This window comes from Halomonas sp. C10-5 (assembly GCF_057169305.1).
This window is the reverse complement of record NZ_CP175665.1, coordinates 2,532,919-2,545,656: the sequence shown is the minus strand read 5'-3', so window position 1 is coordinate 2,545,656 and position 12,738 is coordinate 2,532,919. Positions and strand designations below refer to the sequence as shown.

Sequence of the window (12,738 nt, the reverse complement as noted above, 5' to 3'; positions counted from 1 at the left end):
AGCCGTAAGAAAACCCCGCCAGGCCATGCCTGAGCGGGGTTTTCATGTTCTCAAGGCGCGAATCGCCTTTCTTACAGCTTACGGCGTATAGCTCTGATCCGGCCGAGTCCGGATCAGTCCCTCAGGCTGATGATCCGCCAGCCGCGTGCCTCGGCTACCTCGCGCAGGGTGGGGTCGGGGTCGACGGCCACCGGGTACTCGACGATCTCCAGCAGCGCCAGGTCGTTGTGGGAGTCGCTGTAGAACCAGGCCTCGTCGAGGGTCTGGTCCTTGTCGGCCAGCCACTCCTCCAGGCGTTTCACCTTGCCCTCGCGGTAGCTGGGCGTGCCGTTCACCTTGCCGGTGTAGTGGCCATCGACGATCTCGGGCTCCACCGCGATCAGGTCGTCGACGCCCAGCCGCTCGGCGATGGGGCCGGTGATGAAGCGGTTGGTGGCGGTGACGATCAGCAGGGTGTCGCCGCGGGCGCGGTGGCGGGCCAGCAGCTCCTCGCCCTTGTCCAGGATATGCGGCTCGATCTTGCTGGCCATGAACTGCTGGTGCCAGGCGGCGAGCTGCTCGGGGCTGTTCTCGGCCAGGGGCCTGAGCGCCACCTCCAGAAAGGCGTGGATATCCAGGGTGCCGGCCTCGTAGTCGGCCAGGAAACGGTCATTGGCCTCGCGGTAGGCCACCGGGTCGACGGCGCCCTGCTCGAGCAGGAACTCGCCCCAGGCATGATCGCTGTCGATCGACAGCAGGGTATTGTCCAGGTCGAAGATGGCCAGGCTCACGTAAACTCCCCAGGTAGCTGACAAGGTGGGTTGAAAGCCGGCGATTATGGCAGATGGTGTGTTCCCCTGCATCACTGCGGCGGAAGGCGTATTGATGCGCTTCACGGCCTTGTGGAAGAATGGCTGCAATACTGGATTCAACAAGGTGAAGTCCGTGATCGACGCAGACGGCTTTCGCCCCAACGTTGGCATCATCATCGCCAACGACCACGGGCAGCTGCTTTGGGCGCGTCGGGTAGGGCAGAATGCATGGCAGTTTCCCCAGGGAGGCATCAAGGCTGACGAGACACCCAAACAGGCGCTATTTCGAGAGCTCCATGAGGAGATCGGCCTGACGGCCGGTGACGTCGAGGTTCTAGCCTGCACCCGGGGTTGGCTGCGCTATCGCCTGCCGCGACGCATGATTCGCACGCATTCAAGGCCGGTATGTATCGGCCAGAAACAGAAGTGGTTCCTGTTGAGGATCCGCTGCCAGGAGAGCCAGATATGCATGGATATCTCCGAGAAGCCGGAGTTCGACGGCTGGCGCTGGGTCAGCTATTGGTATCCGCTGGCCCAGGTGGTGCCCTTCAAGCGTGAGGTCTATCGCCGGGCCCTGAAGGAGCTCTCGCCGCGCGCCCAGCGCCTGGCGCTGGGGCACGGCTAGCCTCACGGCGCGCTCGAGGGCGAGCCTGCGGGCCTGCGCGAGGATAGACCGTGTTGAACCACGCACCGGGGAGCGAGTCTCACGGCCGTGGCTGCTGCCACGATCCAGGGCTGCTCCCGGCGACAGCCCCCGACCACAACGTCCAACGATAACAGGGATACCCGCTCGACATGCTCGAGGTCTTGCGCCGCATCATCCAGGAAGTCAACGGGGCCCGCAGCCTGGACGCGGCGCTCTCCACCATGGTGCGACGCATTCGCAAGGCGATGCAGACCGATGTCTGCTCCTTCTACCTGTTCGACGAGGAGATCGATCGCCTGGTGCTGATGGAGACCATCGGTCTGCGCAGCCAGGCGGTGGGGCAGGTGACCCTGCCTATCGGCGAGGGCCTGGTGGGCCTGGTGGCCAGGCGCGAGGAGCCGCTCAACCTCGAGGACGCCCAGGCGCACCCGCAGTTTCGCTACTTCGAGTCCACCGGCGAGGAGCGCTACTCCAGTTTCCTTGGCGTGCCCATCATCCACCAGCGCCGCATGCTCGGCGTGCTGGTGGTGCAGCAGGCCGAGAAGCGCCGCTACGGCGAGGAGGACGAGGCCTTCCTGGTGACCATGGCGGCCCAGCTCGGTGGCGTGCTGGCCCATGCCCTGGCCACCGGCAACCTGACCCGGCCGAGCCTCGAGGGGCAGGTGCAGTTCAAGGGTGTGGCTGCCTCGCCGGGCATGGCCATCGGCGAGGCGGTGGTGATCGCCCCGCCCGCCGACCTCGACAGCGTGCCCGACCTGATTCCCACCGATGTCGACTACGAGATCACCCGCCTCAAGGAGGCGATCGGCCGGGTGCGCGAGGAGATCCGTGCCGCCGGTGCGCGCCTGGCCAATCGCATCTCGGTCCAGGAGCTGGCGCTGTTCGAGGTCTACCAGCAGATGCTCAGCGAGGCGGCGCTCTCCCAGGAAGTGGAGAAACGCATTCGCGAGGGGCAGTGGGCCCCGGGGGCCCTGGCCGACGTGGTCAAGCGCCACGTGCAGTATCTGGAGCGGGTCGACGACGACTACCTGCGCGAGCGCTCCGCCGATGTGCGCGATCTAGGGCGGCGAGTGCTGGCTCACCTCCAGGAGGAGACGCCCCAGACCCCCAGCGTCTATCCCGAGCGCACCATCCTGGTGGGTGACGAGCTGAGCGTGGCGCTGCTCGGCGAAGTGCCCCGCGACAAGCTGGTCGGCCTGGTCTCGGTGCGTGGCTCCAGCACCTCCCACGTGGCGATCCTGGCCCGGGCCATGGGCATCCCCACGGTGCTGGGCATGGTCGACCTGCCGCTGCCGCGGCTCTCCGGTTCCCAGCTGATCCTCGACGGCCACCGCGGGCGGCTGTTTATCCGCCCCGGCCAGGAGCTGCTGACCCACTACGCCAGCATGATCGCCGAGGAGGAGGCGCTGGCCGAAGTGCTCGAGCACGAGCAGCACCTGCCCAGCTGCACCCCGGATGGTCACGACATGCCGCTGATGGTCAACACCGGCCTGGCGGTGGACGCGGTGGCCTCGCTCAAGCCACGCATCAGCGGGGTGGGGCTCTACCGCACCGAGGTGCCCTTCATGGTCACCGAGCGCTTCCCCGGTGAGCAGGAGCAGACCCGCCTCTACCGCGACCAGCTCGAGAGCTTCGCGCCACTGCCGGTGGTGATGCGCACCCTGGATATCGGCGGCGACAAGGACCTGCCCTATTTCCCGATCGAGGAGGCCAATCCCTTCCTCGGCTGGCGCGGCATCCGCGTGACCCTCGACCACCCCGAGGTGCTGATGGTGCAGCTACGCGCCATGCTGCGCGCCTCCCAGGGGCTCGATAACCTGCAGGTGCTGCTGCCCATGATCACCAATGTCGACGAGGTCGACGCCGCCCAGCGCCTGCTCGAGCGCGCCATCGTCGAGCTGGGCGAGGAGGGCGTGGTGGTGCCGCGCCCCAAGGTGGGGGTGATGATCGAGGTGCCGGCGACGCTCTACCAGCTCGACGCCCTGGCCGCGCGGACCGACTTCTTCTCGGTGGGCAGCAACGACCTGACCCAGTACCTGCTGGCGGTGGACCGCAACAACCCGCGGGTCGCCGATCTCTACGACGCCTGCCACCCGGCGGTGCTCTCCGCCATGGCCACCCTGGCCCGGGAGTCGCGGCGCCTCGAGATGCCGATCTCGGTGTGCGGCGAGCTCGCCGGTGACCCGGCCGGCGCGCTGCTGCTGATGGGCATGGGCTTCGGTGCCCTCTCCATGAACGCCCCCAGCCTGCCGCGGGTGCGTGCCGCCATTCGCCGCGTATCGCTGAAAGACGCGCGGACGCTGGTCGACCAGACCCTGCGCGTCGATTCCCCCGGCGAGGTGCGCCGCCATCTCGACCAGCGCATGGGGGAGTGGGACCTCGCCCACCTGTTGCCGCCGCGGGATTGACCCGGCCTCGTTGCTGTAGGAGCGCGATTTATCGCGCGATGTTTTGGACAACGCCGAATAATCGCCCGATAAATCGGGCTCCTACGTCTGGATTCGCGTCTCACCCTCTGCCACTCCCCCCGGCCCGAAGCGCCGCTCGCCGATCTCGATGCTCCCGCTGGCGTGCCAGCTCACCCAGGTCATGGCGCGGGTGCCGTACTGCTCGCCGATGATAAAGGGGGAGGAGAGGGTGCGCTCCAGCTCGAGCCCCACGCCGGTATCCGGCAGGGCGTGGTCATCGGCGGGGTGCGGGTCGGCCATCGCCGCCAGGGCATCATCCGGCCAGCGGCCATGGCGCAGGGTGCTGGCCAGGCCCTGGCGGGCGTCGATCAGCTTCGGCCAAGGCGTGTCGAGGGCGGCGTTGGAGAGGCCGTGGATACCGGGCGGCACCTCGCGGAGCACGGCGCCTTGCCTGCCTCGGTGCAGATGCCACAGCCGTTCGCCGTCGCCGGCCAGCAGGTTGAAGCCGGCATAGCGCAGTGCCTCGCCACGTGCCAGTCGCGCCATCCAGCCGCCCAGGTTGGGGTGGATCAGTGCTTCATAGACCAGGCCGCCACGGCTCGGTGCACTATCGGGCACGTGCAGGCTCGGGTCGCGCACATTGGTCACCGCCGCGAAGCGCCCGCGTCTATGTACCGCCAGCCAGGTTCCGCCGGCCTCCAGGTCACGTCCGCCGATGATCTCGGGGGCGTCCTCCCAGGCGGCCAGCACTGCGGCGGGGCGGGCGTGGAACTCGTCGCGGTTGGCGACCAGGCGCAGGGGCCAGTCGCTGCCCGGTCGATGGTCAAAGGCAATCAGGCACATGCGGCCAGCTTAGCGGCTCGGCGCCGGCCGGGGAAGCGTCCGCCATGACAGCGCCCACGGGCCGGCGTACACTCGTGCGATACCTCGTTAACGGCCAGGGATGACGGATGCGAGACGCCTATCGGCGCCCCCGGCGCCTTCCACCACTCATCGTCATGGCACTGCTGGTCCAGCTGCTCCTGCTGCTGGCCGGTGGCGCTATCCTGCTGTTTGGCCCGGGCGGCTCGGCAGCCTGGCTGATGGCCCTGCTGCTGGGAGCGAGCCTCAACCTGATGCTGGTGGTGCTGCAGCCCTGGCCGGCTCGCCAGCAGGCCGAACCGCCCGCCGAGTCCCCCGACCATCGCCACCTGGCGCAGGACCCGGTTGCCGAGCATTCGGCGGCCGAGGAGCGCCTGCGTCGCCAGGTGTGCGACCTGGAAGATGCCGTGGTGCATCGTGACCAGCGGCTCTCCCGCCTGGCGGCCGGTCGTGAACGGGCCCGCGAGGAGTCGCGGCTCAAGTCGGACTACCTGACCCTGATGGGGCGCGAACTGCAGCGCCTGCGCCTGCGTCTCGAGGAGCTCTCCGGCGAGCAGGCGTCGAGCCCGGAGGCCGGGCAGTCCATGGCTGCCGAGCTGCGTGAGCGCCTCGCCGATCTGACCGAACTCCTCGAAGGCCTGGCCGGCGCACCCGAGCCGCCGCCGTCGCTTCCGGCCACACGGCAGGGGCGGGTGCTGATCGTCGACGATGGCCCGGTCAACCTGATGCTGGCCCGGCAAGTGCTGGAGCGCGAGGGGCTCGATGTCTCCACCGTGACCTCCGGGGCCGAGGCCCTCTCCCTTCAGGAGCAGGAGCACTTCGATCTGGTGCTGATGGATATCTTCATGGAGGGCATGGACGGCATGGAGGCGAGCCGCCGCTGGCGCGAGCATGAGCGTGCCCGCCACGTTACCCATGGCAGCGTGCTGGTGGCGCTGACCGCCAACGCCAGCGACGCCGATCGCCGGCGCTTCGCCGAGGCCGGGCTGGACGACTTCCTGGCCAAGCCCTATCGCCCCCAGGAATTGGTCGAACGGGTCACCCGCTGGCTGCCCGAGCGCCTGGTGGAGGCCGGCACCCCATGAGCCTGCTGCTGGTCTTCATCGGCTACCTGGCGTTGGGTGCCGTCGCCGGGACACTGGCCGGCCTGTTCGGTGTGGGTGGCGGGCTGATCATCGTGCCGGCGCTGGTCTTCGCCTTCGGCCTGCAGGGCGTGCCCGCGGAGGTCACCATGCACCTGGCGGTGGGCACGTCGCTTGCCACCATCGTGGTCACCGGCGCCTCCTCGGCCTGGGGCCATTACCGCCGCGGCAGCATCCATCGCCAGTGGTTCCTGGCGCTGTTGCCCGGGCTGCTGCTGGGGGCCGTGGCCGGGGTATTCGTCGCCGACGGGCTCTCCGCGGGCAGTCTCGGCACCCTGTTCGGTATCTTCGTGCTGGTGATGGCGGTGCGCATGGCGCTCTCCCGCGGGCCGCGCCCCGGCAGCGTGGCGCCGGGACGGGCGGTGATGGCCGCCGCCGGCGGGGTGATCGGCGGCGTCTCGGCGCTGTTCGGTATCGGCGGAGGCACCCTCTGCGTGCCCTGGCTGACCCGTTGTGGCGCGCCGCTGACCCAGGCCGTGGGTACCTCCGCCGCCTGCGGCATTCCCATCGCCCTGTTCGGGGCGGCTACCTTCATGGTGCTGGGTTGGGGCAATGCCCTGCTGCCCGCCGGCGCCGTGGGCTTCGTGATGTCGCCGGCCCTGCTGGGTATCGTGTTGGCCAGCGTTCCCTGTGCCCGCCTCGGGGTGTGGCTCGCCCATCGCCTGCCGGCCAGGGTGCTGCGCCTGGCCTTCGCCGGCCTGCTGGCCGGTGTCGGCCTGACCTTCGTTTTATAAGCTTCCAGCTCTAAAGGACCTTCATGCTTTCGTATCCCGATATTGATCCCGTGGCGATCTCCCTGGGCCCCTTCCAGGTGCACTGGTATGGCCTGATGTATGTAGTGGGCTTCGTCGCCGCCTGGTTCCTTGGGCGTCGTCGCGCCGCGCGCATCGGCCTTACCCCCGATGATATCGCCGACCTGCTGTTCTACGCGGCTCTGGGCGTGGTGCTTGGCGGACGGCTGGGCTATGCGCTGTTCTATGGCCTCGATCAGTGGCTGGCCGACCCGCTGTGGATCGTGCGGGTCTGGGATGGCGGGATGAGCTTCCACGGTGGCCTGCTCGGCGTGCTGGTCGCCGCCTGGTGGTTCGCCAGGAAGAAGCAGCTGGCCTTCCTGACCCTTACCGACTTCGTCGCCCCGCTGGTGCCCATCGGCCTGGGCGCCGGGCGCATCGGCAACTTCATCAACCGCGAGCTGCCGGGCCGCGTGACCGAGATGCCCTGGGGCATGCCGTTCCCCGGCCTCGGGCCCGAACCGCGTCACCCCAGCTCGCTCTACGAAGCGCTGCTCGAGGGCGCGGTGCTGTTCGTGGTGCTGTGGTTCGTTACCGCCACTCCGCGCCGCCGTGGCCTGGCTTCGGGACTCTTCCTTGCGCTCTACGGCGCCTTCCGCTTCCTGGTCGAGTTCTACCGCCTACCGGATGCCCATATCGGCTATCTGGCCTTCGGCTGGTTCACCATGGGCATGCTGCTGACGCTGCCGATGATCGCCGGTGGCCTGGCGCTGATCGCCTGGTCGCGCCGCCAGCCCATCGATGCCCGTATCGGCGCCCCGTAGGAGCGCGATTTATCGCGCGATACGGTAGAATTTCGTCCCTGCATTCATCAGCCAGAGAACATCGTGACCGACGCAACCCTGCCTGCCCTGGAACAGCCCTACCTCGACCTGATGCGCCAGGTGCTCGACCACGGTGTCGAGCGTGACGACCGCACCGGGGTGGGCACGCGCTCGATCTTCGGCCACCAGATGCGCTTCGACCTGGCCCGCGGCTTCCCGCTGCTGACCACCAAGAAGCTGCATACCCGCTCGATCTTCCACGAGCTGCTGTGGTTCCTGGCCGGCGACACCAATATCGGCTATCTCAAGGAGCACGGCGTACGGATCTGGGACGAGTGGGCCGACGAGAACGGCGACCTCGGCCCGATCTACGGCTATCAGTGGCGCAGCTGGCCCGATCCGCGCGGCGGCCACGTCGACCAGATCGCGGGCCTGCTCGAACAGCTGCGCGTCAATCCCCGCTCGCGGCGGCTGATCGTCTCCGCGTGGAATCCCGCCCAGGTCGATGAGATGCAGTTACCGCCTTGCCACTGCCTGTTCCAATTCTACGTGGCCGAGGGGCGGCTCTCCTGCCAGCTCTACCAACGCAGCGCCGATATCTTCCTGGGGGTACCCTTCAATATCGCCAGCTACGCGCTGCTGACCCAGATGATCGCCCAAGTGGCGGGTTTCGCACCCGGCGAATTCATCCACACCCTGGGCGATGCCCACCTCTACTTGAACCATCTGGAGCAGGCCGAGCAGCAGCTCACCCGCACCCCGCGGCCGGCGCCGCGTCTGGTGCTCGACCCGAGCATCGATGACCTGTTCGCCTTCCGTATCGAGCATATCGCCATAGAAGGCTATGATCCCCATCCGCATATCAAGGCCGAGGTGGCGGTATGAACCAGTCAGACCCCTTGAGCGATGACACCCTCGTTCCAGTGGCCATGATCGCCGCCATGGATCGTCGGCGGGTGATCGGCGTCGACAACCAGCTGCCCTGGTACCTGCCCGAGGACCTCAAGTTCTTCAAGCGCATGACCCAGGCCAAGCCGCTGGTGATGGGGCGCAAGACCTTCCAGTCCATCGGCAGGCCGCTGCCCGGGCGGCTCAATATCGTGGTTACCCGCGACACCGGGTTCGCCCATGACGGCGTGCGGGTCTGCCACGACCTGCCATCCGCCCTGGTCCTGGCCGACCAGCAGGCGATCATCGATGGCGTCGAGGAGATCATGGTGATGGGCGGTGCCGAGATCTACGCCCAGGCCCTGCCTCACGCCAGCCGCCTCTATCTCACCGAGGTGGATATCGAGGCGGAGGGCGACACCCGCTTCCCGGAGATCGATCCCGCGGAGTGGGAGGAGGTCCAGCGCGTGCCGGGCAATCCCGCCGAGGGGCAGCCCGCCTACGACTTCGTCGAGTATCGTCGTCGCGAAGGTTAGCGCCGCGAGGATGTCGGCACCCGACGACATTTGTCATGGGCACGCATCTGGCACAGACTTGAAGGCGATGCCTGTATCACAGAGCTTGCGGGAGGAGACCGGTTTGGCCGAGCAACGCGTACACTCGCTGCTGGACGCCCTGGATGGGCGCACTCGATCGCTGCTGGAGCGCCTGACCCTCGAGCGCGAGGCGCGCCGCCACGCCGAGGCCGTGCAGGGCGAGCTGGCTCAGCGCCTCGCCGAACTGGAGCGGCAACTGGCCGAGGCCGAGGCCACACGCCTGGAACTCATCGAGGAGTGCCGCGAACTCGACGAGCAGAACAGTGAGCTGGAGGCCCACAACCGCCATCTCCATGAGCGACTTGCCGCCGGCGAGCCCGCCGAGGGCGGATTCCGCCCCGGGCGTCGCTCCCAGGGGCTCTCGGCGCTCATCGGCCGTCGGCCCGCGGCGCCCGATGCCGCTCCTGCCGACCCGCCAGCGGAGAGTCGCCGCGAGGAGGCCGCTTCGCCGGCCGCGGCGTCATCGGTCGCCACCGAGCCCTTGACCAGTGACCAGGTCCCCGGAGAGTCCGAGCCTCCCCAGGAGCTGCAGGTCGCTCGCCAGGATTCCCTGGCCATTGGCGAGGCCCCCTCGCCCCAGGCGCTGCTCGACGAATGGTACACGCGCTATCCCTCGGCCTTCTTCAAGGGTCATACCCGCCCGCTGATGGTCGGCATCCACGAGGTGCTGGCCAGCCGCGAGCCCTGGCCCGAGAAGCTGGTGCGCCGGGCGCTGGCTTGCTACGTCAACCTGCCGCGCTACCTCAAGGCGGTGCGCGAGGGTGCCGAGCGTATCGATCTCGACGGCCAGCCCGCCGGCAAGGTGGATGCCCAGTCGGCCGAACACGCCCACCGCAAGCTCGACCGCCTGCAGGGCGAGAAGCGGAACACTCAAGGTCGCAAGGCCCAGGGGCGTCAGAACAACAAGGGGCGCGGCAAGCCGGCCAGGGCAGGGTCTCAGGACCGAGCCCACGGCAAGCCGAAGGATGGCGCCAAGGGCAGGCCGTTGTCGCAGGGGCAGGGCGCCAGCGCCGGGCCCGTCCGCGAGCGTGCCGAGCCGGCACCCGTCACCATGGAAGAGAAACTCTCGGCCCTGCTGGCCAAGCATAATGGCCGCTAACACCCCGCCAGACAAGTCTTTTTTCAATCTTCATCGCTCGCCATGCCGTTATCGAACGGCGTTGGTGGGCGTTGACTTGTGTTCGTCATATCGGCAAGGCATGATGCAGCAACTGCCGTGAGGCGAGTGTTTGCGTAGGCAGGGGAAAGTTCCATGGGATGGGCTCATCGCGAAGGAAAACAGTGTTTTTTCTTCTTGCGTTCCCCCAGAACCCGGTATAAGGTTCCTCTTGCGAGCATTGGACTATAACAAGGCTTCGTCGAAGTCGGCTCGCATCGGCGCCCTCCGCGAGGAGTCCTGCCGCTACGAACCGGCACAGACCGGCAAAGCCCGCCGAATCGCCCCAGAGCGGTCGGCATAAAACGATCGAAACAGACTGCTAGTCAAAGGAACGTCATCATGAAAAAGACACTGTTAGCGACTGCTATTGCTGCTTCCATGGTCGCCTCCGGCGCCCAGGCTGCCACCGTCTACAACCAGGACGGCACCAAGCTGGATCTGTATGGCAACCTGCAGTTCGCCTACGCGAACACCAACGATGCAGACGGTGAGAGCACTGACGAGCTGGCCGACAACGGCTCTACCCTGGGTGTCAAGGGTGAGCACATGATCAGCGAAGGCCTGGCCGGCTACTTCAAGTACGAGTTTGAAGGCGACGCCGACGAGATCAAGGGTGCTGGCGGCCTCGACACCGGCGACCAGGCTTATATGGGTCTGAAGGGCAACTTCGGTGATGCTCGTCTGGGTTCCTGGGATCCGCTGATCGACGACTGGATCCAGGATCCGATCACCAACAACGAGTACTTCGACGTCTCCGATTCCAACCAGAACATCGTTGGTATCGAGGATTCTCGCGAAGGCAACAAGCTGGCCTACACCTCTCCGGCCCTGGCCGGCTTCCAGTTCGCCGTGGGTACCCAGTATGAGGGTGACGCTGAAGATAATGGCACTGCAGATCTGGTCGGTGCTGCAGGTCCGAACGCTGGCGTAGATTACTCTGTCCAGAACGATACTGACAGCAATGCCTCATTCTTCGGTGGTCTGAAGTACACCGCCGGCGCCTTCTCTATCGCGGCTGTCTACGACAACCTCGACAACAATGACGGTACTTACACTGCTGGTCCTTATGCAGGTCGGGATTTTGATGCTGGCGAGCAGTACGGCATCACAGCTCAGTACGCTATGGACACCCTGCGTGTGGCCCTGAAGCTGGAGCGTTTCCAGTCTGACAGCGACCTCATCGAGGACGTTAACTACTACGGCCTGGGTGCCCGCTACGGCTATGGCATGGGCGACATCTACGGTGCCTACCAGTACGTCGACGTGGGTGGTGATGAGCTTGTCGATACTGCCGACGATGCCTTCACCAGCGGTGACTGGCCGAACGAGGAAGGTGAGAGCTACAACGAGGTCGTCCTCGGTGCCACCTACAACATCTCCGATGCCATGTACACCTTCATCGAGGGTGCCTGGTACGATCGTGAGAATGACGCTGACGACGGCGTTGCCGTTGGCGCGGTCTACATGTTCTAAACTTCTCGGTCGCAGGGCCTGACCCTGCCCCGATGGGTTTCGACACCGAAAGCCGATCCTCCGGGGTCGGCTTTTTTATTTTCCATGTGATCAGCGAGGTTCCATGAACAAGCCTATCTTGACCGCCGGCCTGCTGACCCTGGGGCTCGCCCTGGCCAGCTCCCAGGTGCTGGCCAGCGAGATGCAGGATCGTTTCCGCGAGTCGGGCAAGCAGCTCGACCTGACCGGCTTCCTGCAGGCCGATAATGACGCCCGCAGCCGCAGCTTTCTCTACGGCGGCGTGCAGGAGCACGACTTCACCGTAAAGGAGGCCGGCAGCTACCGCTTCGAGAGCCGCGTGCCGACCGGTGAGTCCGAGGAGTATCGCATCGAGGCACTGCTGCTCGATAAGCAGGGCAACGTGCTGGCCCGCAGTGAAGGGCTCGGTCAGAACGGCGGGCTGAGTTTCGAGCAGCGCCTGGAGCCCGGCGACTATGTGCTGCAGGTGCAGGCCAACAAGTTCGGTACCGTGCGTCGCGGTGGTAACAGTTTCTCGGTGACAGTCTCCGGTGTGGATGTCGAGGAGGGCGTCTCCGCCGGTGACGGCATCGCCTTTAGCGGCAAGAGTCGCGAAGGTGGACGCAGCGCCTTCGTGCGTCGCCCGGACGTGGTGGCCGCCATTGCCGCGCCTGGGGCCAGTGAGTCCGACGAAGCGTCGCAGCCGGCCCAGGCGGATACCCAGTCTGCAACAGCAGAGCCTGCCGCGCCGGCAGCAGATGCTGCCGATAGCCAGGCAACCACTGCCGAGAGCGACGCTTCTGCGGCCTCAGCGCCTGATCCCGACAAGGGCTTCGAGCGGATCGTAACCGATGTGAAGATCCGTGCCCGTGGCGAGGTGCTCAGCTTCGAGGTGCTGGAAGCGGGAACCGTGGCCATTACCACGTCGACTTACCCAAGTGGCCAGGAGGATACCTACCGTCTCGAAGTGGAGGTGCTGGACGAGCAGGGTCGCGTGGTGGCAAGCGATGCCGGCGAAGGCTTCGATGGCGACGTCGACCTGCGCACCGAGCTGGAGCCGGGGCGCTACACCATTCGTGTCAACGGACAGAAGTTCGGCGGTTCGCAGTCCGGCGTCAACAACTACGCCCTCGAGGTGCGGCAGCTGGATCGCCGCTAGGGCTCGGCCCTCGGGTCCCGCATTCCGCCATTCGATCGAGACCACCAAAAAGCGCCCCGGCCA

The 12,738-nt window shown here is 66.7% G+C and carries 12 protein-coding genes; 10 read left to right on the top strand and 2 right to left on the bottom strand.

What is annotated here, in order from left to right:
- Positions 1 to 113 precede the first annotated feature (113 nt).
- Positions 114 to 770, bottom strand: coding sequence for a histidinol-phosphatase (locus ACJ7IV_RS11860; RefSeq protein ID WP_483864561.1), 657 nt, complete (start codon positions 768 to 770; stop codon positions 114 to 116).
- Between the two features lie 154 nt (positions 771 to 924).
- On the opposite strand from ACJ7IV_RS11860, the gene ACJ7IV_RS11855 reads away from it, so the two are divergent.
- The gene (locus ACJ7IV_RS11855; protein ID WP_213312355.1) at positions 925 to 1,416 is read left to right on the top strand and encodes an RNA pyrophosphohydrolase; all 492 of its coding nucleotides are present in this window, start codon (positions 925 to 927) and stop codon (positions 1,414 to 1,416) included.
- A 170-nt stretch (positions 1,417 to 1,586) separates the two neighbouring features.
- The gene (gene ptsP / locus ACJ7IV_RS11850) at positions 1,587 to 3,845 is read left to right on the top strand and encodes a phosphoenolpyruvate--protein phosphotransferase (protein WP_483864560.1); all 2,259 of its coding nucleotides are present in this window, start codon (positions 1,587 to 1,589) and stop codon (positions 3,843 to 3,845) included.
- Positions 3,846 to 3,926: 81 nt separating this feature from the next.
- Here ptsP and ACJ7IV_RS11845 read toward each other — a convergent pair whose 3' ends face one another.
- On the bottom strand, positions 3,927 to 4,688 hold the full coding sequence (locus ACJ7IV_RS11845) for an NRDE family protein (RefSeq protein ID WP_483864559.1): 762 nt from the start codon (positions 4,686 to 4,688) through the stop codon (positions 3,927 to 3,929).
- A 107-nt stretch (positions 4,689 to 4,795) separates the two neighbouring features.
- On the opposite strand from ACJ7IV_RS11845, the gene ACJ7IV_RS11840 reads away from it, so the two are divergent.
- From ACJ7IV_RS11840 to ACJ7IV_RS11805, 8 genes are all read left to right on the top strand, one after another.
- Positions 4,796 to 5,791 carry a response regulator gene (locus ACJ7IV_RS11840; protein WP_483864558.1) on the top strand — a complete coding sequence of 332 codons (996 nt, stop codon included), beginning with the start codon at positions 4,796 to 4,798 and terminating at the stop codon, positions 5,789 to 5,791.
- Positions 5,788 to 6,582: a sulfite exporter TauE/SafE family protein gene (locus ACJ7IV_RS11835; protein ID WP_483864557.1), complete on the top strand. Its 795-nt coding sequence runs from the start codon at positions 5,788 to 5,790 to the stop codon at positions 6,580 to 6,582. Before ACJ7IV_RS11840 ends, ACJ7IV_RS11835 begins: the two co-directional genes overlap by 4 nt.
- Positions 6,583 to 6,605: 23 nt before the next feature.
- Entirely contained in the window at positions 6,606 to 7,403 is a 798-nt protein-coding gene (gene lgt, locus ACJ7IV_RS11830) for a prolipoprotein diacylglyceryl transferase (RefSeq protein ID WP_483864556.1), read from the top strand.
- A 111-nt stretch (positions 7,404 to 7,514) separates the two neighbouring features.
- Positions 7,515 to 8,288, top strand: a complete 774-nt coding sequence (locus ACJ7IV_RS11825; protein ID WP_483866583.1) for a thymidylate synthase — start codon at positions 7,515 to 7,517, stop codon at positions 8,286 to 8,288.
- Positions 8,285 to 8,827 carry a dihydrofolate reductase gene (locus tag ACJ7IV_RS11820; RefSeq protein WP_483864555.1) on the top strand — a complete coding sequence of 181 codons (543 nt, stop codon included), beginning with the start codon at positions 8,285 to 8,287 and terminating at the stop codon, positions 8,825 to 8,827. Before ACJ7IV_RS11825 ends, ACJ7IV_RS11820 begins: the two co-directional genes overlap by 4 nt.
- Positions 8,828 to 8,930: 103 nt before the next feature.
- The gene (locus tag ACJ7IV_RS11815) at positions 8,931 to 9,986 is read left to right on the top strand and encodes a ProQ/FINO family protein (protein ID WP_483864553.1); all 1,056 of its coding nucleotides are present in this window, start codon (positions 8,931 to 8,933) and stop codon (positions 9,984 to 9,986) included.
- 399 nt (positions 9,987 to 10,385) lie between these two features.
- The gene (locus tag ACJ7IV_RS11810; RefSeq protein ID WP_483864552.1) at positions 10,386 to 11,519 is read left to right on the top strand and encodes a porin; all 1,134 of its coding nucleotides are present in this window, start codon (positions 10,386 to 10,388) and stop codon (positions 11,517 to 11,519) included.
- 103 nt (positions 11,520 to 11,622) lie between these two features.
- Entirely contained in the window at positions 11,623 to 12,675 is a 1,053-nt protein-coding gene (locus ACJ7IV_RS11805) for a hypothetical protein (protein WP_483864551.1), read from the top strand.
- The last annotated feature ends 63 nt before the right edge of the window (positions 12,676 to 12,738 follow it).